The sequence below is a fragment of the Pseudomonas sp. GCEP-101 genome (assembly GCF_025133575.1).
GTDB classification, from domain to species: domain Bacteria; phylum Pseudomonadota; class Gammaproteobacteria; order Pseudomonadales; family Pseudomonadaceae; genus Pseudomonas; species Pseudomonas nitroreducens_B.
Map to the genome: position 1 here is coordinate 2,429,811 of NZ_CP104011.1, position 23,042 is coordinate 2,452,852.

At 64.5% G+C, this 23,042-nt stretch carries 19 protein-coding genes and 1 tRNA gene; 4 read left to right on the forward strand and 16 right to left on the reverse strand.

Annotated features, from left to right (window positions below):
* The first annotated feature begins 68 nt into the window (after nt 1-68).
* On the forward strand, nt 69-857 hold the full coding sequence (locus N0B71_RS10995) for a hypothetical protein (RefSeq protein WP_259758955.1): 789 nt from the start codon (nt 69-71) through the stop codon (nt 855-857).
* 37 nt (nt 858-894) lie between these two features.
* On the opposite strand, the gene N0B71_RS11000 is transcribed toward N0B71_RS10995, so the two are convergent.
* The 5 genes from N0B71_RS11000 to rpsU all read right to left on the reverse strand — a co-directional run bounded on the left by N0B71_RS11000 (nt 895) and on the right by rpsU (nt 9,207).
* A tRNA-Ile gene (locus tag N0B71_RS11000) sits at nt 895-971 on the reverse strand.
* A gap of 16 nt (nt 972-987) precedes the next feature.
* On the reverse strand, nt 988-4,722 hold the full coding sequence (locus tag N0B71_RS11005) for a bifunctional diguanylate cyclase/phosphodiesterase (protein ID WP_259758956.1): 3,735 nt from the start codon (nt 4,720-4,722) through the stop codon (nt 988-990).
* 104 nt (nt 4,723-4,826) lie between these two features.
* The gene (gene rpoD, locus N0B71_RS11010) at nt 4,827-6,677 is read right to left on the reverse strand and encodes an RNA polymerase sigma factor RpoD (RefSeq protein WP_259758957.1); all 1,851 of its coding nucleotides are present in this window, start codon (nt 6,675-6,677) and stop codon (nt 4,827-4,829) included.
* Between the two features lie 78 nt (nt 6,678-6,755).
* Nucleotides 6,756-8,792, reverse strand: a complete 2,037-nt coding sequence (gene dnaG, locus N0B71_RS11015) for a DNA primase (RefSeq protein ID WP_259758958.1) — start codon at nt 8,790-8,792, stop codon at nt 6,756-6,758.
* Between the two features lie 199 nt (nt 8,793-8,991).
* Nucleotides 8,992-9,207, reverse strand: coding sequence for a 30S ribosomal protein S21 (rpsU, locus tag N0B71_RS11020; protein ID WP_003085057.1), 216 nt, complete (start codon nt 9,205-9,207; stop codon nt 8,992-8,994).
* A gap of 200 nt (nt 9,208-9,407) precedes the next feature.
* Between rpsU and tsaD the strand changes: the two genes are divergently transcribed.
* A complete protein-coding gene (gene tsaD / locus N0B71_RS11025; protein ID WP_259758959.1) occupies nt 9,408-10,433 on the forward strand; it encodes a tRNA (adenosine(37)-N6)-threonylcarbamoyltransferase complex transferase subunit TsaD in 1,026 nt (341 codons plus the stop codon).
* A gap of 93 nt (nt 10,434-10,526) precedes the next feature.
* On the opposite strand, the gene plsY is transcribed toward tsaD, so the two are convergent.
* Entirely contained in the window at nt 10,527-11,096 is a 570-nt protein-coding gene (gene plsY, locus N0B71_RS11030; protein WP_259758960.1) for a glycerol-3-phosphate 1-O-acyltransferase PlsY, read from the reverse strand.
* An 80-nt stretch (nt 11,097-11,176) separates the two neighbouring features.
* On the opposite strand from plsY, the gene folB reads away from it, so the two are divergent.
* Together folB and folK are read left to right on the forward strand one after the other, a co-directional pair.
* The gene (gene folB / locus N0B71_RS11035) at nt 11,177-11,530 is read left to right on the forward strand and encodes a dihydroneopterin aldolase (RefSeq protein ID WP_138525588.1); all 354 of its coding nucleotides are present in this window, start codon (nt 11,177-11,179) and stop codon (nt 11,528-11,530) included.
* Complete coding sequence (folK, locus tag N0B71_RS11040) at nt 11,521-12,057, forward strand: 2-amino-4-hydroxy-6-hydroxymethyldihydropteridine diphosphokinase (RefSeq protein WP_259758961.1); 537 nt, start codon at nt 11,521-11,523, stop codon at nt 12,055-12,057. The genes folB and folK overlap by 10 nt, the downstream gene beginning before the upstream one ends.
* A 115-nt stretch (nt 12,058-12,172) precedes the next feature.
* Here folK and N0B71_RS11045 read toward each other — a convergent pair whose 3' ends face one another.
* The 10 genes from N0B71_RS11045 to pdxA form a co-directional block, all read right to left on the reverse strand.
* Nucleotides 12,173-13,414 carry a multifunctional CCA addition/repair protein gene (locus tag N0B71_RS11045; protein ID WP_259758962.1) on the reverse strand — a complete coding sequence of 414 codons (1,242 nt, stop codon included), beginning with the start codon at nt 13,412-13,414 and terminating at the stop codon, nt 12,173-12,175.
* Between the two features lie 338 nt (nt 13,415-13,752).
* Nucleotides 13,753-14,262: a DUF4136 domain-containing protein gene (locus tag N0B71_RS11050; RefSeq protein WP_259759532.1), complete on the reverse strand. Its 510-nt coding sequence runs from the start codon at nt 14,260-14,262 to the stop codon at nt 13,753-13,755.
* Between the two features lie 59 nt (nt 14,263-14,321).
* The gene (locus N0B71_RS11055) at nt 14,322-15,875 is read right to left on the reverse strand and encodes a SpoVR family protein (RefSeq protein WP_259758963.1); all 1,554 of its coding nucleotides are present in this window, start codon (nt 15,873-15,875) and stop codon (nt 14,322-14,324) included.
* A complete protein-coding gene (locus N0B71_RS11060) occupies nt 15,872-17,143 on the reverse strand; it encodes a YeaH/YhbH family protein (RefSeq protein ID WP_259758964.1) in 1,272 nt (423 codons plus the stop codon). Before N0B71_RS11060 ends, N0B71_RS11055 begins: the two co-directional genes overlap by 4 nt.
* 105 nt (nt 17,144-17,248) lie before the next feature.
* Nucleotides 17,249-19,171 carry a PrkA family serine protein kinase gene (locus tag N0B71_RS11065; RefSeq protein WP_259758965.1) on the reverse strand — a complete coding sequence of 641 codons (1,923 nt, stop codon included), beginning with the start codon at nt 19,169-19,171 and terminating at the stop codon, nt 17,249-17,251.
* 288 nt (nt 19,172-19,459) lie between these two features.
* Nucleotides 19,460-19,789, reverse strand: a complete 330-nt coding sequence (gene glpE, locus N0B71_RS11070; protein ID WP_259758966.1) for a thiosulfate sulfurtransferase GlpE — start codon at nt 19,787-19,789, stop codon at nt 19,460-19,462.
* A 41-nt stretch (nt 19,790-19,830) separates the two neighbouring features.
* Nucleotides 19,831-20,655, reverse strand: a complete 825-nt coding sequence (locus tag N0B71_RS11075) for a symmetrical bis(5'-nucleosyl)-tetraphosphatase (RefSeq protein WP_259758967.1) — start codon at nt 20,653-20,655, stop codon at nt 19,831-19,833.
* On the reverse strand, nt 20,655-21,035 hold the full coding sequence (gene apaG, locus N0B71_RS11080; protein ID WP_259758968.1) for a Co2+/Mg2+ efflux protein ApaG: 381 nt from the start codon (nt 21,033-21,035) through the stop codon (nt 20,655-20,657). Before apaG ends, N0B71_RS11075 begins: the two co-directional genes overlap by 1 nt.
* Nucleotides 21,032-21,862, reverse strand: coding sequence for a 16S rRNA (adenine(1518)-N(6)/adenine(1519)-N(6))-dimethyltransferase RsmA (gene rsmA / locus N0B71_RS11085; RefSeq protein WP_259758969.1), 831 nt, complete (start codon nt 21,860-21,862; stop codon nt 21,032-21,034). The genes apaG and rsmA overlap by 4 nt, the downstream gene beginning before the upstream one ends.
* 106 nt (nt 21,863-21,968) lie before the next feature.
* A complete protein-coding gene (gene pdxA, locus N0B71_RS11090; RefSeq protein ID WP_259758970.1) occupies nt 21,969-22,967 on the reverse strand; it encodes a 4-hydroxythreonine-4-phosphate dehydrogenase PdxA in 999 nt (332 codons plus the stop codon).
* Nucleotides 22,968-23,042 lie beyond the last annotated feature (75 nt).

Sequence of the window (23,042 nt, forward strand, 5' to 3'; positions counted from 1 at the left end):
TGAAACAACGGTGGTCATTGGACGTTGGTGGCCGAGTGATGGCTTGCTTCGGGAGGAGAACCCTGTCGATGGATTGTCGCTTTCCAATCAAACGACGCCCAAGAAGAGTGTTGGAAGGGGAGCGGGTGCTGTTGCCGGAATGGATGATCCGGAAGGCGGACGAACGTTACCTGGGTATTAGGCTCGTCCTGGATCGGCGACTTTTCGGCATGGGCTACCAACAACTGGATTCCCGTTACTTCGATGCCATGCCTAGGGATAGCGGGGTGATGATCAGGGGGCTTGTGCCTATCGAGAAGATTTGTCCTGGCCGCATATTGCCGGGGGACATCGATTTGCTGGTCATCCCTTTCGAAGGGGACGAGTTACTAGCATCGCGCGCCCTGGCGATTGAGCTGAAAGCGGTCAGAGCATCTTATGCACGGCAACATCGCTCGCCCAATTCGTTCGGTCTTTCGCAGGCTTCGGCTCTTCTATCGTTGGGATTTCCGCTGGTTGCAGTGGCGCATTTAATTGTTTCTGATCGCAGTCCGGAGTCAGCGTGGCGGAAGGTGATGTACACAACGCTGCTGGATGCCGAGACTGGCCTTGTCGATGAGTTACGTGAGATTCAAGTCGATATGCTGCCGTCCGACTTGATCAATCGCAGTTATGGGCGTCTACGCGGCAACTGCCACGATCAGCGTATCGGGTTGTTATCGACCTACATTGGTGGTCAGGGGCACTGGTTACCGTTGGGGCGCTCAGCTGAATACAACGATGAGGCGTCCCTCGATGTGATCCACTCCATAGCCCAGTACTACGAGCGGAACGCCGAAAGCTTTTTCGAAACGCTGCGATACCCGCCGGACAAATGAAAAAGCCGCGCATCCGCGCGGCTTCTTGCTGAAAGGATGGTGGGCCCACACGGACTTGAACCGTGGACCAAAGGATTATGAGTCCTCTGCTCTAACCAACTGAGCTATAGGCCCCCAGAAGGCGGGCGGATTATACCGGGGCGTTCTGGCTGGCGCCAACCGGATGCAGCGGGACCAGGAAGCGGTTGGCAAAGGCGTCGGCTGGTAGCGGTGCGCTGAGGGCGTAGCCCTGGATCTGGTCGCAGCCTTCGGCTTCGAGGAAGCGCTCCTGGGCTTCGTGCTCCACGCCCTCGGCGATCACCGTGAGGTTCATGCTGCGGCCCAGGGCGATGATGGCGCGGGCGATGGCGGCGTCGTGCGGGTCGTCCGGAAGGCCGTGGACGAAGGACTGGTCGATCTTCAGGGTGTCCAGCGGCAGTTGCTTGAGGTAGCTGAGCGAGGAGTAGCCGGTGCCGAAGTCGTCGATGGCCAGCTGCACGCCCAGGCGCTTGAGGCTGTGCAGGATGCTCAACGCTTCCTCGGTCTGGTGCATGAGGAAGCTTTCGGTGATCTCCAGCTGCAGGCGCGACGGCTGCAGGTTGTACTGGCCGAGCAGTTCACGGATGCGTTCGACCAGGGCGGTCTGGCGCAGCTGGGCGCCCGCGAGGTTGACCGAGAGCGGGCCGAAGGCGGCGTGGCTGTCCTGCCAGCGGCTCATCTGCCGGCAGGCTTCGCGCAGCACCCAGTCGCCGAGTGGCAGGATCAGGCCGTTTTCCTCGGCGAGGGGGATGAAGCGATCCGGCGAGATCGCGCCGAATTGCGGGTGCTTCCAGCGGATCAGTGCTTCGGCGCCCACCAGTTGGCCGCTGGCGAGGGAGAGTTTGGGCTGGTAGTAGAGCTGCAACTGGTCGCTTTCCAGCGCGCGGCGCAGTTCATGCTCCAGTGCCATGCGCTCGGTGGCCTGGAAGGTCAGCTCGCGGGTGTAGAACTCGACGCGGTTGCGGCCTTGGGCCTTGGCCCGGTACATGGCGGCATCGGCGTTCTTTACCAGGGTGGCGACGTCGCCGCCGTCGCCAGGGTAGAGGCAGATGCCGATGCTGGCGCTGACGAAGAACTCCTGTTCGCCGGCGATGAACGGTTTTTCGAAGCAGAGCAGCAGTTTGTTCGCCACGTGCTCGGCATCCAGGGCGTGGTGCAGGCCGGGCAGCAGGATGATGAATTCATCACCGCCCTGGCGGGCGACGGTATCGACGTCGCGCAGCTGTTCGCGCAGGCGCGTGGCGATGGATTTAAGCAGCAGGTCGCCCACCGGGTGGCCGAGGCTGTCGTTGATGTGCTTGAAGCGGTCGAGGTCGAGGAAGAGGACCGCGCCCTGCTGATGGTTTTCCTGCGCGTCCTTGAGCGCGCCGTTCAGGCGGCTTTCGAACAGCAGGCGATTAGGCAGACCGGTGAGCGGGTCGTGGTGGGCCTGGTAGTCCAGCCGCGCCTGGGCGTACTTTAGCGTGGAGATATCGGCGAACACCCCGACATAGTGCGACAGGTCGCCGTCGGCGTTGCGCACGGCGCTGACGGTGAGCCATTCCGGGTACAGCTCCTGGTTCTTGCGCCGGTTCCAGATTTCGCCCTGCCAGTGGCCGTCGGCGTTGAGCTGGTGCCAGAGGGCGACATAGAAGCTGCTGTCGTGCTGGCCGGAGGCGAGCAGGCGTGGGGAGCGGCCGAGGGCTTCCTGTTCGCTGTAGCCGGTGATTTCGCTGAAGGCACGGTTGACCGCGACGATCTGCTGGCGCGCGTCGGTGATCATCACGCCCTCGGCGGTGCTCTCGAACACGGTGGCGGCGAGGCGGAGTTTTTCCTGCATCTGCTGCTGCTCGGTGATGTCCCGGGCAATGGTCAGCATGCAGTCGTCGTTGCCGATGGTGATGCGGTGGGCGGACAGCTCGCACAGGCGCAGGCTGCCGTCGCGGGTGCGGATCTGCGCGGTGAAGTCCGGTGCGCTGGCGGCGTTGTCGAGTATGCCCAGCAGGGTGCTGCGGTCAGCGGGGTTGGCCCACAGGCGCAGGTCGAGGGTGGAGCGCTCGGCGGCCTCCTCGCGGCTGTAGCCGGTGATGCGGGTGAAGCCCTGGTTCACTTCCACCAGCCGGCCGTCGCTGATGCGCGAGATGAGCATGCCGTCGGGGGAGGCGTGGAAGGCCTTGGCGAATTTCTCTTCGGAGACACGCAGCTGTTCCTGGGTTTCCTTGACCTGGGAAATGTTGCGCACCACCACCACCAGCGCCGGGACGTCGTCGAGAACGATGTGCTGGGCCGAGAGCAGGGCGGTGAAGCGTGTGCCGTCGCGGCGGTTGAGCGGGATCTCGACGTTGTTCAGCGGCTCGCCCTGCAAGCGCGCGAGCATCGCCGGGCCCATGCCCGGTTCGCCCCAGATGCCCAATTCGGTGGAGGTCTTGCCCAGCGCCTCGCTGGCGGGGATGCCGATCTGCTGCTCGAAGGTGCTGTTCACCGCCAGCAACCGCCCGTCGACCCGGCGGGCGAGGACGATGATGTCCGGGCAGTGGTGGAACACCGAGGCGAACTTCTGCTCGGACAGCCGCAGGGCCTGTTCGGTGAACTTGGCATCGGTGATGTCGATCATCAGCCCGCGCAGGATCAGGTCGTCGCCGTGATGGATCAGCGTGACGATGTCGCGGATCCACACCACCCGGCCATCGGCGGCGAGCATGCGGTAATCGAAGCTGTGGTTGCGCCCGGCCTGGCTCTCGGTCAGGCAGTAGTGGATGGCGTGCTCGGCGTCGTCGGGGTGCAGCGTGCGCTGCCAGAAGCCGGGCTCGAGCCAGTCCTTGATCGGGTAGCCGAGCAGCCGCTGGGCATGGGGCGAGACGTAGGTGAAGCGGTTCTCCGCCAGGCGCATTTCCCAGGCAATCGCGGTCAGGCTTTCCACCAGGCCGCGGTAGTGCTGCTCGCTGTCGCGCAGGGCCTGTTCGAGCTTTTCCCGGCGCTGCATCTCGCCGCGCAGGCGACGATTCATGGTGAACAGCACCAGCAGGACAAGGCCGGTCAGCAGGGCGATGGGGAGGACGAAGCGGAACACTTCCGGCCAGACGCTGCGGCGATCCACCAGGCCGCCGACCCAGGGCGCCTGCAGGGCTTCGATCTGTTCGGGCTTCATGTCGGCGAGGACTTTGTCGAGGATGCCGACGAGGATCGCCTGGTCCTTCGGCACGGCCATCGCCAACTGGTAGCGGTAGGGCGTCTCGCCGCTGATCTGCAGGCCTTCGAGCTTGAGTTGGCGCAGGTTCCAGACGCTGGAGGCGAGGTCGCCGACGAAGGCGTCGACCTGACCGGTGGCCAATGCCTGCAGCCCGGCGGCGATGCTGGGCAGCGGCTGCAGGTTGAGATCGGGGTGGTTGATGACCAGCAGCTCGTGCGGCGCATAGTGAGCCACCACGCCGACTTTCAGGCCGTACAGCTCCGCCACGTTCGCCGGTTCCGGGCCGGTGCGGCGGGCGAGGATGATGATCGGAAAGTCGAGATAGGGACGCGTGAAGCTCAGGTAGTCGAGGCGCGTGGGGGTGGCCATGACGCCGGGCAGCAGGTCGACCTTGCCGGCGCGGGCCTGTTGCAGCAGGTCGTTCCAGTCCCTGGGTTCGACCGACTCCAGCTTCACCTTCAACTGCTCGCTGATGTACTTCACGTACACCGGGGCGAGGCCCTGGTAATTGCCTTCGGCGTCACGGAACTCGAAGGGGGGCCAGGACGCGTCGACGCCCAGGCGCAGGCTGGGATGGGCGTGCAGCCACTGCTCTTCCTCGGGCGTGAGGCTCAGGGCGAATGCCTGTCCCGCCCAGAATGCGAGGCACCACAGTAGAACTGCCTGCAGACGCGGCATGAAGGGCCTCATTCCAACCGGGGACTACGCCGAAGTGTAGACGTGGCACTTTGCCCATTGGAAGGCCCAAAGAAAAACCCCCGGTTTTGGCCGGGGGTTCTTCGTCACTCGTCGAGGAAGGAGCGCAGATGCTCGCTTCGCGACGGGTGGCGAAGCTTGCGCAGTGCCTTGGCTTCGATCTGGCGGATACGCTCACGGGTCACATCGAACTGCTTGCCGACTTCCTCGAGGGTGTGGTCGGTATTCATGTCGATGCCGAAGCGCATGCGCAGGACCTTGGCTTCGCGAGCGGTGAGGCCGGCGAGGACTTCGCGGGTGGCTTCCTTGAGGCTCTCGCTGGTCGCCACTTCGATCGGCGACTGCATGGTGGAGTCCTCGATGAAGTCGCCCAGGTGCGAATCTTCGTCGTCACCGATCGGCGTTTCCATGGAGATCGGTTCCTTGGCGATCTTCAGGACCTTGCGGATCTTGTCTTCCGGCATGTCCATGCGTTCGCCCAGCTCTTCCGGGGTCGGTTCACGGCCCATCTCCTGCAGCATCTGGCGGGAGATACGGTTGAGCTTGTTGATGGTCTCGATCATGTGCACCGGAATACGGATGGTGCGGGCCTGGTCGGCGATCGAGCGGGTGATCGCCTGGCGAATCCACCAGGTGGCGTAGGTCGAGAACTTGTAGCCGCGACGGTATTCGAACTTGTCCACCGCCTTCATCAGGCCGATGTTGCCTTCCTGGATCAGGTCGAGGAACTGCAGGCCGCGGTTGGTGTACTTCTTGGCGATGGAGATCACCAGACGCAGGTTCGCCTCGACCATTTCCTTTTTCGCACGACGGGCTTTCGCCTCGCCGATGGACATGGCGCGGTTGACGTCCTTGATCTCGGCGACGGTCAGCTGCGAGCTGGTTTCCAGGTCGACCAGCTTCTGCTGGTTGCGCAGGATGTCGTCACGCAGACGCTCGATGGCTTCGGCGTACTTGGGCTTGCCCTTGAGGACGGTGTCGACCCAGGCGGTGTCGGTTTCGTGGCCGGGGAACTGGCGCAGGAAATCGGCACGCGGCATGCGCGCATCACGCACGCACAGCTGCATGATGGCGCGTTCCTGGCGGCGGACGCTGTCCAGGGAATCGCGGACCTTGGCCACCAGCACGTCGAACTGCTTGGGCACCAGCTTGATCGGCATGAACAGTTCGGCCAGGGCGAGCATTTCCTCGTTGGCCTGCTTGCTGCCGCGGCCATGCTTCTTCAGGGCCTTCTTGGTCTTTTCCAGCTGCTCGGACACGGCGCCGAAACGACGGGCGGCTTCTTCCGGGTCCGGACCGCCATCGCCTTCGTCTTCATCGGAGCTTTCGCCGTCGGACTCTTCGTCCTCTTCGTCCTTTTCCTTGGCTTCGGCGTCATCCTTCAGGCCGACCGGCTCGACTTCCTCGGCCGGCAGGCTGCCGTCATCCGGGTCGATGTAGCCGCTGAGGATGTCCGACAGGCGGCCGCCTTCGGCGACCACTCGGTTGTACTCTTCGAGGATGCCGTCCACCGCGCCCGGGAACTGGGCGATGGCGCTCATCACTTCGCGGATGCCTTCCTCGATGCGTTTGGCGATTTCGATCTCGCCTTCGCGGGTCAGCAGTTCCACGGTACCCATTTCACGCATGTACATGCGCACCGGGTCGGTGGTGCGGCCAACGTCGCTCTCTACCGCGGCAAGGGCGGCAGCGGCTTCTTCGGCGGCAGCTTCGTCGGTATCGGTTTCCGCCAGCAACAGGGCATCCGCATCCGGGGCTGTCTCGAATACGTTGATCCCCATGTCGTTGATCATGCGGATGATGTCTTCTACCTGTTCCGGATCAGAGATATCCTCCGGCAGGTGGTCGTTGACCTCCGCGTAAGTCAGGTAACCCTGCTCACGACCACGGGTGATCAACTCTTTGAGACGAGATTGCTGTTGCGCTTTTCCGGACATAACACCCTATCCACTGAAGGTCTTGGCGGGCTGAAATAAGCCGAGGATTATACCAGATTCGAGGCTTCAGGCGCCAGTTCAGCTCTGGCTGCCTGTTGAAGAGGGGGGGCGGTAATGCTCGCGCAGTAACGCTTTCTCTTCGTCGGTCAGTTCACTGGGATTCTTTCGCAGCACGCTGTGCAGGCGGGCTTCGCGGCTGCTGAGCAGCTGGTTGTGTGCAAGTGTAGTAATGGTGTCGATGAACTGCTTTTCAAGATTGCCGTCGTCGATCAGCCATTCTTTCCCCGCCAGCACCTGCAGCAAGCGCCCTTGCGGGGTTCCGTGCCAGCGCGCGATCAGGTGCATCGAGCTCTGTTTCGGATTCTTCTGCAACGCTTCGACCAGTGCGGCGAGCAGCTGCGAGTAGGTTTGTCCTTCGTTGGAGAAGTGGCTCGCATCCTCGACGCTCTGCGCCAGTTGCGGATGGTGCAGCAGGGTGCGCAGCGCGGTCAGGGTCGGCGATTCGACGCTGATCTCGGTGCGTGGCTGGCGTGGCGTGAAATCGCCTTTCTTGCCCTTGCCGTCCCATTTGCGATCGCCCTTCCAGGGTTTCTTGCCCTGCTTGGCGCCGCCGTTGCCGGCGGAAAATTCCTGCGGCGCTTCGAAGTAATTCGAGGCGTCCTGGTAATGACTGTCACCCTGCTCGGCGAATTGGCCCGCGAACTGGCCCATGTCGTAGTCGGCGTATTCGTGGGCGTGCTGGTCCCAACCGTGCGCCTGTGCCGAGGCGGGGGCGTGGCTGGGTTTTCCCTGGCCGGTCAGGCCGGAGCGCGGCGCGCTGATCTGGCTGAGCGCCTCGGCGGACAGGCCGGTGATTTCGCCCAGGCGCTGGCGCATCAGCAGGCGCAGGGTATTGCCGGGGATCTTCTCCAGTAGCGGCCCGGCCAGCGTCGCCAGGTGCGCCTTGCCTTCGAGTGTGCTCGGGTCGGCTTCCTGGGTCAGTTGCTGGAAGAAGTAATCCGCCAGCGGCTGGGCCTGGTGGGCGAGGCGGGCGCGGAAGGCGTCGGGACCTTCGGCACGGACCAGGCTGTCCGGGTCTTCGCCTTCGGGCAGGAACAGGAAGCGCACCTTGCGCCCGTCCTGCAGGTTGCCCAGCGCCGACTCCAGCGCGCGCCAGGCGGCATTGCGGCCGGCCTGGTCGCCATCGAAGCAGAAGAGGATGTTCGGCACGATGCGGAACAGCCGCTTGATGTGCTCTTCGCTGGTGGCCGTACCCAGCGTGGCCACTGCGTTGCGGATGCCCTGCTGCGCCAGTGCGATGACGTCCATGTAGCCTTCGACCACCATAATCTCGTCAAGATCCCGGTTGTTCTTCCGCGCTTCGTACAGGCCGTAGAGCTCCTGGCCTTTATGGAAGACCGGGGTTTCCGGCGAGTTCAGGTATTTCGGCTTGTCGTCGCCCAGCACCCGGCCGCCGAAGGCGATCACTCGGCCGCGGCTGTCGCGGATAGGGAAGATCACCCGGTCGCGGAAGCGGTCGTAGCGCTTGCCGCTGTCGGGGTTTTCCACCAGCAGGCCGGCGTCGAGCATGGCCTTGAGCTGCAGGTTGTCGCCGCCCAGGTTCTTCAGCAGGTTGTCCCAGCCCGGCGGGGCGAAGCCCAGGCCGAAGTCGCGGGCGATCTCGCCGGTCAGGCCGCGGCCCTTGAGGTATTCCACCGCGGCCTTGCGCGCCGGGTGGCTTTTCAGTGCCTGGCGGTAGAAGTCGGCGGCGGCGGCCAGCAGCGGGTAGAGCGGCGAGTCGACCGGTTGGCGCGGCTTGTTGCCGCGCCGGCCTTCCTCGCGGGGGACGTCCATGCCGGCGCGCTTGGCCAAGTCCTCGACCGCCTGGACGAAGTCCAGCTGGTCGTGGTCCATGATGAAGCCGAGCGCGTTGCCGCCGGCGCCGCAGCCGAAGCAGTAATAGAACTGCTTGTCGGGGCTGACGGTGAAGGAGGGAGTCTTCTCCTTGTGGAACGGGCAGCAGGCGCTGTAGTTCTTGCCGGTCTTCTTCAGCTGGATGCGCGAACTCACCACATCGAGAATGTCGGTGCGGTTGAGCAGGTCATCGATGAAGGATTGTGGAATCAGGCCGGCCATAGACTCATCGGGACGCAGGGTGGACCCAAGCATAGCGCCCGGCGGTGAGGCCGCGAGCGAGGCTTGAGACTAAGCATGGGCTTGAAAAGCAAAAACTCCGAAGTCCGCTGGCGCGAATCGGAGTGGGGTGCCGTGTTTCAGGCACTCGCCCGGCGAGTGGGCCGGGCGATGCGGAAAGCGTGCGACGAAGCGCTGTAACTCAGTACAGGCGCTCGCGGCGGCGCTGCTCGCGCTGCACTTTCTTGGCGTGACGCTTAACAGCGGCAGCGGCCTTGCGCTTGCGTTCGGCGGTCGGCTTTTCGTAGAACTCGCGGCTACGGACTTCGGCCAGTACGCCTGCTTTTTCGCAGGAGCGCTTGAAACGACGCAGAGCTACGTCGAAGGGTTCGTTCTCTTTAACTTTGACGGCGGGCATCCAGGTCGTACCTTCAATGATTACCGGAGGATTTATCGCGCTCCTGACGGTTGTTCGGAGTCGGCGGTTTTCAAGGGTTGCGGATATTAAACGTTCGGAAGGAGGAATGCAAAGCCTCCGATCGAAAAGCACTGGTCCGAAGCCCAGCCGGCGATTATGATGCGCGGCTTCAATTTTGCCCAGAGTAAAGGCTCAAACCCATGCTAGTGCTGGGGTTGGAAACCTCCTGCGACGAGACCGGCGTCGCCCTGTACGACAGCGAGAAGGGCCTGTTGGCCGACGCGCTGTTCAGCCAGATCGACCTGCACCGTGTATACGGCGGCGTGGTCCCCGAACTGGCTTCCCGTGATCACGTCAAGCGCATGCTGCCGCTGATTCGCCAGGTGCTGGACGAGTCCGGCCGCACCGCCGAGGACATCGACGCCATCGCCTACACCGCCGGCCCCGGCCTGGTGGGCGCGCTGCTGGTCGGCGCGTCGTGCGCCCAGGCCATGGCGTTCGCCTGGGGCATACCGGCCGTCGGCGTGCACCATATGGAAGGCCATCTGCTGGCGCCCATGCTGGAAGAGCAGCCGCCGCAGTTCCCGTTCGTCGCCTTGCTGGTGTCCGGCGGCCACACTCAACTGGTGCGGGTGGATGGCATCGGCCATTACCAAGTACTCGGCGAGTCGGTGGACGACGCCGCCGGCGAGGCTTTCGACAAGACCGCCAAACTGCTCGGCCTGGGCTACCCCGGTGGCCCGGAGATCGCCCGCCTGGCCGAGCGCGGCAGCGCCGGTCGCTTCGTCTTCCCGCGGCCGATGACCGACCGCCCGGGGCTCGACTTCAGCTTCAGCGGCCTGAAGACCTTCGCCCTGAATACCTGGCAGCGCTGTGTCGCCGAGGGTGACGACAGCGAACAGACCCGCTGCGACATCGCCCTGGCGTTCCAGACCGCGGTGGTCGAGACCCTGACCATCAAGTGCAAGCGCGCGCTCAAGCAGACGCACCTGAAGAACCTGGTGATCGCCGGCGGCGTCAGCGCCAACCAGGCGCTGCGCCAGCACCTGGAGAAGATGCTCGGCGAAATGAAGGGCCAGGTGTTCTATGCCCGTCCGCGCTTCTGCACCGATAACGGCGCGATGATCGCCTATGCTGGCTGCCAGCGTCTGGTGGCCGGGCAGCAGGACGGCCCGTCGATCGGCGTGCAGGCGCGTTGGCCAATGGAGTCGTTGCCTGCCGTCTAAAGCCGGAAGCTGAAAGCGACAAGCTTGAAGCTGCAAGCGGCACTTTGCGGCTTTCGCTTGCAGCCTGCCGCTTATGGCTTGAAGCTGCTTTTCCTAGAAATGACGCTCGCGCCCGGCGATCAGGTCGCGCAGGTTGCTGCGGTGACGCCAGACGATCAGGCCGGTGAGCACGGTCATCGGCAAGAGTGCCGAGGGTTCCTGCCAGGCCAACAGCGGCAGGGTGAGCGGAGTGGCCACCAGGGAAGCCAGCGAACTGGTGCGCGACAGCTTGAAGGTGACCAGCCAGGCCACTGCCGCGAGCAGCGCGGCGGGCGGGTAGAGTGCCAGCAACATGCCGGCGGCGGTGGCGACGCCCTTGCCGCCACGGAAATTGAAGTACAACGGGTAGAGGTGACCGATCACCGCTGCCAGCCCGACCCAGGCCTGCTGCATGTCGGTCAGGCCGATCTGGCGGGCGATCAGCACGGGCAGCAACCCCTTGGCGAGGTCGCCCAGCAGGGTGAGGATGGCGATCTTCTTGCCGGCCAGGCGCAGCATGTTGGTGGCGCCGGGATTGCCCGAGCCGCTGGCGCGCGGGTCGGCGGTGCCGAACAGGCGACTGAGGAGTACCGCGAAGGACAGTGATCCGAGCAGGTAGGCGAGGATCGCCAAGAACCAGAACATGGTTTCCACCGGAGACGAGGTCGTTTCCGATTCTAACGGGGTGCCGGCCGCTTGTCGTGTCGCCTTGGAGCATGCAGTCAGTGGACAGAGTTTTCATCGAGGGGCTGGAAGTGGATACCGTGATCGGTGTCTACGACTGGGAACGGGGTATCCGGCAGTGCCTGCGCCTGGACCTGACGCTGGGCTGGGACAACCGCCCGGCGGCGGCCGACGACGACATCGCCAAGGCCCTGGACTACGCCGTGCTCTCCGAGCGGGTTATGGCGTTTGCCCGTGACGCGCACTTCCAGCTGGTGGAAACCTTCGCCGAGCGCCTGGCCGCGTTGCTGATGGCGGAGTTCGGCATCCAGTGGCTGCGCCTGAAAGTCACCAAGCCTGGCGCCGTTGCGGCGGCCATCGGCGTGGGTGTGGAGATCGAACGCGGATGCCGCTGACCACGGTCTACCTCGGGCTGGGCAGCAACGTCGAGCGCGAGCGCCATCTGCTCGCCGGGCTGGAAGCGCTGGGCGAGTTCCTGCAGGACATCCGCTGTTCTCCGGTGTTCGAGAGCGAGCCGGTGGGGATTCGCAGCGGTCCGTTCTACAACTTCGTGGTCGTCGCGCGCACCGACCTGCCGCTGGCGGAGTTGAGCCTGCGACTCAAGCACATCGAGGCGGACAACGGCCGCTACGCGCCGGAGCGCAAGGGGCTGCCTCTGGATATCGATGTGTTGCTGTATGGCGACCTGCACGGTGAGTTCGACGGCCTGACGCTGCCGCGCGCCGAGGTGCTGAAGAATGCCTTCGTGCTCTGGCCGCTGGCGTTGCTGGCGCCCGGGGTGAAGCATCCGGGCGCGCAGCGTTCGTTTGCTGAACTGTGGGCGGATTCGCAGATCGGGCAGAAGCTCTGGCCGGTGCCTTTCCAGTGGCGGGGCGTGGAGCTGACGCCGAAGGCGCTGATCGAGGCGCATCCGGCGGCTTGAGCTTGCAGCGGTGCCCGTCTGGGCACCTGGCCAGCCTTTTGTAGGAGCGAGCTTGCTCGCGAACAGAGGTCACCGGCCAAGCGAGCGCTGGGCGGGTTCGCGAGCAAGCTCGCTCCTACAGGGTGGCTCCGCCTGCAGAGTTCTCCTTATAGGCCTTCAGGGCCGTCAGTCGCTCACGCTTGAGCGCTTCGCCCAGCTCGGCGCCCTTATATCCCTTCTCCAGCAGCGGTTGCACCGCTACCGCCCGGGCGGCCTGGGCGGCGCCGCGCAGGTAGTCGGCCTGTGGATAAGCCCGATCCTCCAGGCCGTGCCGGCCTCGGGCGTCCATTTCGCTGGCGGCGAGAAACTCTTCGAAGCGCTGCGGCCGGCGATAGACATCGAAGGACTGCAGCAGCTCGAGGATGGTGTTCGGGCGCAGCTCCAGCGCGCGGTGGCAGTGGGTGTGGTACTCGCCCACCAGCCGCGCCAGCTCCTGGCAGTCCCGCGGGACCTTGAATCGCGCGTTGATCGCGTCGATCAGCGGCAGGCCCAGGTGCTCGTGCGCGTGGTGCCTGGGCCATTCTTCCGCGCGGGTTTCGCCCTTGCCCACGTCGTGCACCAGGCAGGCCCAGCGCACGCTCAGCGGCTGATCGAATCTGGCGCATTCGCGCAGCACGGCCAGCACGTGCTCGCCGGTATCCACTTCCGGGTGGTGCTGCGGCGGTTGCGGCACGCCGAACAGTGCATCCACTTCCGGCATCAGCACGGCCAGGGCGCCACAGGCGCGCAGGACCTGGATGAACACATCCGGGCGCGATTCCATCAGCGCGCGGGAGATTTCCTTCCAGCTGCGTTCCGCCGTCAGCGCTTCCAGCTCGCCGGATTCCGACAGCTCGCGCATCAGCGCCAGGGTTTCCGGCGCCACGGAGAAGCCCAGCGGGGCATAGCGGGCGGCGAAGCGGGCGACGCGCAGCACACGCAGCGGGTCTTCGGCAAAGGCGGGGGAGACGTGGCGCAGCAGGCGCGCTTCGAGGTCTTGCTGGCCATGGTAGGGGTCGACGACGTGGCCGTGGTCGTCCTCGGCCATGGCGTTGATGGTCAGGTCGCGGCGGATCAGGTCGTCTTCGAGGGTGACGTCGGGGCTCGCATAGAAGGTGAAGCCGCCGTAGCCGCGCCCGCTTTTGCGTTCGGTGCGGGCGAGGGCGTATTCCTCACCGGTCTGCGGGTGGAGAAACACCGGGAAGTCGGCGCCCACCGGGCGATAGCCCTGGGCAAGCATGTCGTCGGCGCTGGCGCCGACCACCACCCAGTCGGTGTCGCTGAAGGGGATGCCGAGCAGGCGATCGCGCACGGCGCCGCCCACCTTGTAGATCTGCATGAAGCTGTCTCCTGTTCTGGGGGATAGCTTCGGGGTTTGCGGCGGGTGGGGCAAGCGCGGCGGGAGTTTGGGCGCGCGCGTAGGAGCAACTGTCTTCTTCTGGGGGAGTCTGTGCCGATGCATGCTCACCCCAGCCCTCTCCCGAGGGGAGAGGGGGCAGTCCGAGCCGGCTGACGCCAAGCTTTCATCCTGCGCCGAACGGTCCCCTCTCCCCCTGGGAGAGGGTTAGGGTGAGGGCCAACCCGAGCGCAGATATATCTCGTAGGAGCGGACTTCCTCCGCGATAGGTTCGCATCGCGCCTATGGCATCGCGGACGGAGTCCGCTCCTACGGGGTGATTAAGGAGCGGCGGCGGGAATCTGCTGGAGCAGCGCGCCGACGGCGTCCTGCAGCAGGGCGGCGCTGGCGTGGGCGGGGCTCAGGCCGGTGCTGACGGTGCCTTCCCAGAGCGTCTGTTCCTGCGCATCGGTCAGGCGCAGGCGCAACGTGCCGGTTTCATCGCGCAGGCGGTGGATGGCGAGGTAAGGCCCGAGCGGGTTCGGCGGCGGCGTGTCGACCTTGAATTCCAGCGGCGCGTCCTGCAGCGCCAGCCAGTAGTAGACGCGCAGCTGTGGCGCGGCACTTTCGCGGTAGCCGCGTTCGATCAGGCCCTGGCGCACCTGGGCGTTGATCAGCGGATAGCGGCTGCGGTAGGGCAGGGCGTCGACGGCGTTTTCCGGTGGCATCAGCTGGAAGTCGCGCAACCCGGCCAGGCGCGCATCGGCGGGATGCGCTACCTGAGCGTGGGGGACGGGGTTGCTGCAGGTCGCGACAGCAAGGCAGAGCAGGAGAATGGCGAACAGGCGCATGGCGGTCTCCACCGATCTTGCCGCCATGCTCGTGGTCCTCGTTCGCGCCGGTCAACCGATCAAATGGGTGGGATGATCAGGTCGAGCCGCGGGTAGCCCTCCTCGCTGTCGCGTTCACCCTTTGGGGGCATGTGGAAGGTGTTGACGATGTTCTCGCCCTGCAGGGTCTCCAGGTGGATGTCGAAGCCCCACAGGCGGTGCAGGTGCTTGAGCACATCGTCGGTGGATTCGCCCAGGGGTTTGCGGTCGTGCTGCTGGTGGCGCAGGGTCAGCGAGCGGTCGCCTCTGCGGTCGACGTCCCAGATCTGGATGTTCGGCTCGCGGTTGCCGAGGTTGTACTGCGCGGCCAGCGTTTCGCGGATCTTGCGGTAGCCGTCGTCGTCATGGATGGCGTCGACCAGCATGTCGTCCTTCTGGTCGTCGTCGAGGATGCTGAACAGCTTGAACTCGCGGATCACCTTGGGCGAGAGGAACTGCAGGACGAAGCTCTCGTCCTTGAAGCTCTTCATGGCGAACTTGATGGTGGCCAGCCAGTCGCTGCCGGCGATGTCCGGGAACCAGCGCTTGTCTTCCTCGGTGGGGTTCTCGCAGATACGGCGGATGTCGCGGTACATGGCGAAGCCCAGCGCGTAGGGGTTGATGCCGCTGTAGTAGGGGCTGTCGAAGCCGGGCTGGTAGACCACGCTGGTGTGGTACTGGAGGAACTCCATCATGAAGCCGTCGCTGACCAGGCCTTCGTCGTAGAGGTCGTTGATCAGTGTGTAGTGCCAGAAGGTCGCCCAGCCTTCGTTCATCACCTGGGTCTGGCGTTGCGGGTAGAAGTATTGCGCGACCTTGCGCACGATGCGCACCACTTCGCGCTGCCAGGGTTCGAGCAGCGGGGCATTCTTCTCGATGAAGTAGAGGATGTTTTCCTGCGGCTCGCTGGGGTAGCGCGACAGGCCTTGCTCCTTGTCCTTGCCGGCGGCCTTGGGAATGGTCCGCCAGAGGTCGTTGACCTGGCGCTGGATCTGCTCCTCGCGCTCCTTCTGGCGCTGTTTCTCTTCCTCGGCGGAGATCGGGTAGGGCCGCTTGTAGCGGTCCACGCCGTAGTTCATCAGCGCATGGCAAGAGTCCAGCAGGTCTTCCACGGCGTCGATGCCGTAGCGCTCCTCGCACTTGTTGATGTAGGACTTGGCGAACACCAGGTAATCGATGATCGAGGTGGCGTCGGTCCAGGTGCGGAACAGGTAGTTGCCCTTGAAGAAGCTGTTGTGCCCGTAGCAGGCGTGGGCGATCACCAGCGCCTGCATGCACTGGGTGTTCTCTTCCATCAGGTAGGCGATGCACGGGTCGGAGTTGATGACGATCTCGTAGGCCAGGCCCATCTGACCGCGCTTGTAGTTCTTTTCCGTGCTGAGGAAGTGCTTGCCGTAGGACCAATGGTTGTAACCGATGGGCATGCCGACGGAGGCGTAGGCATCCATCATCTGCTCGGCGGTGATCACCTCGATCTGGTTGGGGTAGGTGTCCAGCGCATAGCGCTCGGCGAGACGGCTGATCTCGCGGTCGTATTGCTGGATCAGCTCGAAGGTCCACTCCGAGCCGGTGGCGATGGGCTGGCGCTTGCTCATGCGACGAGCCTCCTCTGGAACAGCTCGCGGAACACCGGGTAGATGTCCGAGGCGGAGACGATCTGCTGCTGGGCGAAGCTGTCTTCGAAGGTGTCGCGGATCTTCTCGTACTCGAACCACAGCGCCTGGTGCTCGCGCGGGGTGATCTCGACGTAGGTGTAGTACTGGACGAACGGCATGATCTGCTTCATGAGGATGTCGCGGCAGACCGGCGAGTCGTCGTTCCAGTTGTCGCCGTCCGAGGCCTGGGCGGCGTAGATGTTCCATTCATTGGTGGGGTAACGCTCGGCCATCACCTCCTGCATCAGCTTCAGGGCGCTGGAGACGATGGTCCCGCCAGTCTCGCGGGAATAGAAGAATTCTTCCTCGTCCACCTCGCGGGCGCTGGTGTGGTGGCGGATGAACACCACCTCGATCTTCTCGTAGTTCCGCTTGAGGAACAGGTAGAGCAGGATGAAGAAGCGCTTGGCGATGTCCTTGGTCGCCTGGGTCATCGAGCCGGACACGTCCATCAGGCAGAACATCACGGCCTTGGAGGTCGGGTTGGGCTGCTTCACCAGCAGGTTGTACTTGAGGTCGAAGGTGTCCAGGAACGGCACCTTGTCGATGCGCGCGCGCATGGCGGCGATCTTCTGTTCCAGCTCCTGGATGTCGCCCAGGTTGTCCGGTTCCTCGCGCTTGAGGCGGTCCAGCTCCGCCAGCGCCGCGCGCAGCTTGCCGCGGGTGGAGCCGGACAGGGCGATGCGCCGCGCGTGGGCCGAGCGCAGGGTGCGCACGATGTTGATTCGCGAGGGGTTGCCTTCGTTGCTGATGCCGGCGCGCACGGTCTTGAAGGTGTCGCTGCCGGTGAGGTGGCGCTTGACCAGGTTGGGCAGCTCCAGGTCCTCGAACATGAAGTCGAGGAATTCCTCCTGGGTGATCTGGAAGACGAAGTCGTCCATCCCGTCGCCCTGGTTGCTGGCCTTGCCGGCGCCACGGCCGCCGCCACCGCCCTGGGGCCGCGGGATATGTTCGCCGGTGGTGAATTCCTTGTTGCCGGGGTGAACGACCGTCTGCTTGCCGCCACGGCCATGGTGCAGGACCGGCTCGTCGATATCGCGGCCAGGAATGCTGATCTGCTCGCCATGTTCCATATCCGTGATGGAACGGCGGCTGACGGCTTCTTCGACGGCCTTCTTGATGTGCTCACGGTAACGCCGCAGGAAACGCTGGCGGTTCACCGTGCTCTTGTTCTTGCCGTTCAGACGCCGGTCGATGACGTAGCTCATGAATGCTCCTCAGGGCCTGCTGCGCAGCGGCGTGGAGCCGCCACGGACAGGTCCGAATGCGACGGCGACCGGCGCGGCGGGGAATGCCGCCGCGCCGATGGCAGACTACTGCGACTTGCGAACCCGCAGATACCATTCCGACAGCAGGCGCACCTGCTTCTCGGTGTAGCCGCGCTCGACCATGCGTTTGACGAAGTCGTTGTGCTTCTGCTGATCCTCCTTGCTCGCCTTGGCGTTGAAGCTGATGACCGGCAGCAGGTCCTCGGTGTTGGAGAACATCTTCTTCTCGATCACAACGCGCAGCTTCTCGTACGACAGCCAGCTGGGGTTCTTGCCGTTGTTGCCGGCGCGGGCACGCAGCACGAAGTTGACGATTTCGTTGCGGAAATCCTTCGGGTTGCTGATGCCGGCGGGTTTCTCGATCTTCTCCAGTTCCTCGTTGAGGGCAGCGCGGTTGAGGATCTCGCCGGTTTCCGGGTCGCGGTACTCCTGGTCCTGGATCCAGAAGTCGGCGTACAGCACGTAGCGGTCGAAGATGTTCTGGCCGTACTCGCTGTAGGACTCCAGGTACGCGGTCTGGATTTCCTTGCCGATGAACTCGACGTAGCGCGGCGCGAGGTATTCCTTCAGGAAGCGCAGGTAGCGCTCGCGGGTTTCCGGCGGGAACTGCTCCTGCTCGATCTGCTGTTCCAGCACGTAGAGCAGGTGCACCGGGTTCGCAGCGACTTCATGGGGGTCGAAGTTGAACACCTTGGAGAGAATCTTGAAGGCGAAGCGGGTGGAGAGCCCGGCCATGCCTTCGTCGACCCCGGCGGCGTCGCGGTATTCCTGGATCGACTTGGCCTTGGGATCGGTGTCCTTGAGGTTTTCGCCGTCGTAGACGCGCATTTTCGAGTAGATGTTGGAGTTTTCCGGCTCCTTCAGGCGCGACAGCACGGAGAACTGCGAGAGCATCTTGAGGGTATCCGGCGCGCAGTGGGCGTGCGCCAGCGAGCTGTTGACCAGCAGCTTGTCGTAGATCTTGATCTCGTCGGAGACGCGCAGGCAGTACGGCACCTTGACGATGTAGATACGGTCGATGAACGCCTCGTTGTTCTTGTTGTTGCGGAAGCTGTGCCATTCCGATTCGTTGGAGTGGGCGAGGATGATGCCGCTGTAGGGCAGCGAACCGAGGCCTTCGGTGCTGTTGTAGTTGCCTTCCTGGGTCGCGGTGAGCAAGGGGTGGAGGACCTTGATCGGCGCCTTGAACATCTCGACGAATTCCATCAGGCCCTGGTTGGCCCGGCACAGCGCGCCCGAGTAGCTGTAGGCGTCGGCGTCGTTCTGCGGGAATTCTTCCAGCTTGCGGATATCCACCTTGCCGACCAGCGCGGAGATGTCCTGGTTGTTCTCATCGCCCGGCTCGGTCTTGGCGATGGCGATCTGGTTGAGGATCGAGGGGTGCAGCTTGACTACGCGGAATTGGCTGATGTCGCCGCCGAATTCGTTGAGACGCTTGGTCGCCCAGGGCGACATGACCGAGCGCAGGTAGCGCCGGGGGATGCCGTAGTCTTCCTCGAGGATGGCGCCGTCTTCGTCGGGATTGAACAGGCCCAGGGGCGATTCGAACACCGGCGAGCCCTTGATGGCATAGAAGGGCACGTGCTCCATCAGTTGCTTGAGCTTTTCGGCGAGGGAGGATTTACCGCCACCGACCGGGCCCAGGAGGTACAGGATCTGTTTCTTCTCTTCCAGGCCTTGGGCGGCGTGGCGGAAGAACGAGACGATCTGGTCGATGCACTCTTCCATGCCATGGAAGTCGGCAAAGGCCGGGTAGCGGCGGATCACCTTGTTGGAGAAGATCCGCGACAGGCGGGAATCGACGGATGTGTCGAGTAGTTCAGGCTCGCCGATGGCCATCAGCATCCGCTCGGCGGCGGTGGCATAGGCGATCTTGTCCTGCTTGCAGATGTCCAGGTACTCCTGGAGGGAGTACTCCTCTTGGCGGGTCGCTTCGAAGCGTTCCTGGAAGTGACTGAAAATGCTCATGACGTCTCCTCGCTCGATGCATGGAGCCGGCGCCGGATCGGTCTGTGCGGGTGCGGTCGGGCTGCCAGCGCTGCCGGCGAGAATCCCCCAGAACTCCAACGGAACCTGGCCTCTGCCCTGATCCGCCCCCAATGGTCACTGCCGATTAACCGGAAGCCGGTGTGCCGGCTCTCCCTTTTTTGGATGGCCTGAGGGAAAGGATAGTTCGTTCTTTGATGTGTAAAGGACGAAAGCGCGAGAAGTTACAGATTTTTTGAAGGGGCTATTCCGCCCCTTTCGTAAGGGCTTTCAGTCAGCGCCGCCCGCGCTGGTATCCGCGGGATAGACGCTGCGCCACAGTTCGAAGCCGCCGTCGAGGCTGTAGACCTCGGAGAAGCCCTGCTGGACGAAATAGGCTGCCGCGCTCTGGCTGGAGTTGCCGTGGTAGCAGACCACGACCAGCGGTGCGTCCATGTCCGCCTCGCGGATGAAGTCGGCCACCGAGTAGTTGTCGATGTGCCGGGCGCCGCTGATGTGGCCCAGCGCGTAGCTCTGCGGGTCGCGGATGTCGACGACCTGGGCGCCGCTTTCGCGCAGTTGCTGGGCCTGGTCGGGGGCGATGCGTTTGAAGTCGCTCATGGGTTACCTCGCAAGGCGCGCAGCCTGTGGCTGCGCTGCAATCATTCTGGTTGATCGGCGCAGCTGCAGTGGATGCGCTCGAGGGTATCGACGTTCATCAGCGTCATGCTGCCGCCCCACACGCAGCCGGTGTCCAGGGCGAACAGGCCGGGGACGTCGCACCGGCCTTCCAATGCTGCCCAGTGGCCGAAGATGATCTTGCGCCCGGCGGCCTTGCGCTCGGCGTAGCTAAACCAGGGCGCGTAGCCGGGCGGCGCGGTGTCCAGGCCTTCCTTGGATTTCAGGTCGAGTTTGCCGTCGGGGGTGCAGAAGCGCATGCGCGTGAAATAGTTGGTGATCACCCGCAGGCGCTCGATGCCATGCAGCTTCTTGTCCCACTTGGCCGGCTCGTTGCCATACATGCCGTCAAGGAATAGCGGCAGCTGGGTGTCGTCGCGCAGCGCCTTTTCGACCTCGGCGGCGCGCAGCAGGGCCTTCTCGACGGACCATTGCGGCGGGATGCCGGCGTGCACCAGGGTGATGTCGCGCTGGGCATCGTGATGGATCAGCGGCATCTGCCGCAGCCATTCGATCAGTTGCGGGCCGTCCGGCGCTTCGATGATCTCCCGCAGGGTGTCGTTCTTTTTCAGGCGCTCGGCGTTGTAGGCTACCGCGATCAGGTGCAGGTCGTGGTTGCCCAGCACGCAGACCAGCGAATCGCGCATGGCATACAGAAAGCGCAGCGTCTCCAGCGACGCCGGCCCGCGGTTGACCAGGTCGCCCACCAGCCAGAGCGTGTCCGCGGCCGGGTCGAACTGCGCCTGCTCCAGCAGGCACTTGAGCGGTTCCAGGCAGCCCTGCAGGTCGCCCACGGCGTAGGTGGCCATCAGTGCAGCGCTCCTGGGACGGCCAGGCGGAACGCCGGGATCTCGGCGTCGAAGTGATGGCCGTCGGTGGCGACCATCTGGTAGCTGCCGTGCATGCTGCCAACCTTGGTCGTCATGACCGTGCCGCTGGTGTAGGTGTGGCTGGCCCCCGGCTCGATCAGCGGTTTTTCGCCCACCACGCCGGCGCCGCGCACTTCCTGCACATGGCCGTCGCCGTCGGTGATGATCCAGTGGCGGGTGAGCAACTTGGCAGCCAGCTCGCCGTGGTTATGGATGGTCACGGTGTAGGCGAACACGTAGCGCTGCTGTTCCGGCTGGGACTGCTCGGGCAGGTGGCGAGTGGTGACGCTGACGCTCACCTGGTAGCGCGGATCGCTCATGCGGAGGCTCCTGGCGAGGCTTGCGGGTGGGTTTCGCTGTAGCGGTTGGCCAGACGAACGAAGTCGGCCACGTCCAGCTGTTCGGGGCGCAGGGTCGGGTCGACGCCGGCGGCTTCGATGTCTTCCACGCTCATCAGGGTGCGCAGGGTGTTGCGCAGGGTCTTGCGGCGCTGGTTGAAGGCTTCGCGGACGATGCGTTCGAGCACGTGGTGGTCGTTGGCCGGGTGCGGCAGTTCGGTATAGGGCACCAGGCGCACGATCGCCGAGTCGACTTTGGGCGGCGGGTTGAACGCGCCGGGGCCGACGGTGAACAGGTAATCCACGCGGCAGAAGTACTGCACCATGATCGACAGGCGACCCCAGTCGCCGTTGCCCGGCTCGGCGGCCAGGCGCTCCACCACTTCCTTCTGCAGCATGAAGTGCATGTCCTGGATGAGCGAGGCATGGTCCAGGAGGTGGAAGATCAGCGGGGTCGAGATGTTGTACGGCAGGTTGCCCACCACGCGCAGCTTGTCCTCGGGGGAAGCGACCAGCGTGGCGAAGTCGAACTTCATGGCATCGCCCTGGTGCAGGCTGAAGTTGGGCTTCAGGCCGAAGCGCCACTTCAGTTGCGGGATCAGGTCGAGGTCCAGTTCGATGACGTCGAGCTTGGCGCCGCTGTCCACCAGTCCCTCGGTCAGGGCGCCCTGGCCCGGGCCGATTTCCAGCAGGTGCTGGCCTTCCTTGGCGGCGATGGCCCGGAGGATCTTGTGAATCACCCCGGCGTCATGCAGGAAGTTTTGCCCAAAGCGTTTACGGGCGCGGTGCTGGAAGAGTTCGGACGACATGAATGCGGCTCCAGGCTTCAAGCTGCAAGCGACAAGCCAGAGCCAAAGCGATGTTCAAAGTGAGAAAGTTTACCAGCTGACACCGCGTGCCGCTTGTCGCGTGCAGCTACCGGCTGGCGGCAGCCGCCGCCATTTGATAGGCGGTTTCAAGAGCAACCTGCAGGCTGCCGCTGTCGATCCGGCCGGTGCCGGCCAGGTCCAGCGCGGTGCCGTGGTCCACCGAGGTCCGGATGATCGGCAGGCCCAGGGTGACATTCACCGCCGCGCCGAACCCCTTGTACTTGAGCACCGGCAAGCCCTGATCGTGGTACATCGCCAGCACGGCGTCGCAATGCTCCAGGTGCTTGGGGGTGAACAGCGTGTCGGCCGGAAGCGGGCCGATCAGTTGCATGCCTTCGCCGCGCAGGCGCTCCAGGGTCGGCTCGATCACGTCGATTTCCTCGTGGCCGAGGTGGCCGCCTTCGCCGGCGTGGGGGTTCAGGCCGCAGACCAGGATGCGCGGATTGGCGATGCCGAACTTGTCGCGCAGGTCCGCGTGCAGGATGCGGGTGACCCGCTCCACGCGCACCGACGTGATGGCGTCGGCGATCTGCCGCAGCGGCAGGTGGGTCGTCACCAGCGCAACGCGCAGGCCGCGGGTGGCGAGCATCATCACCACCTGGGCGGTGTGGGTCAGGTCGGCGAGGAATTCGGTGTGGCCGGAGAAGGCGATGCCGGCCTCGTTGATCACGCCCTTGTGCACGGGGGCGGTGATCATCCCGGCGAAGTGCCCGTCCACGCATCCCTGGCCGGCGCGGGTCAGGGTTTCCAGCACGTAGGCGGCGTTGGCCGGGTCCAGCTTGCCGGGTTCGACCGGCGCGCCCAGCGGGGTATCCCAGACATACAGGGTGCCGGCCGGCGCGGCGTCGGTCGGCCAGCTGCCGGGGCCGACATCCTGCAGCGCGATGGCCAGGCCCAGCTGGGCGGCGCGCTGTGCCAGCATTTCGCGGCTGGCGACGGCGACCAGCGGGTGGGGTTGCGCCTCGCGGGCCAGCAGCAGGCAGAGGTCCGGGCCGATGCCGGCGGGCTCGCCAGGAGTCAGCGCGAACAGGTGGGAGGTGCTCATCAGTGGGGTTCTCGAATCAGGTTGTGCGGCGAATGGGCCTACTCTACGACGAAGCCGGGGATGTACGAAGCGTTC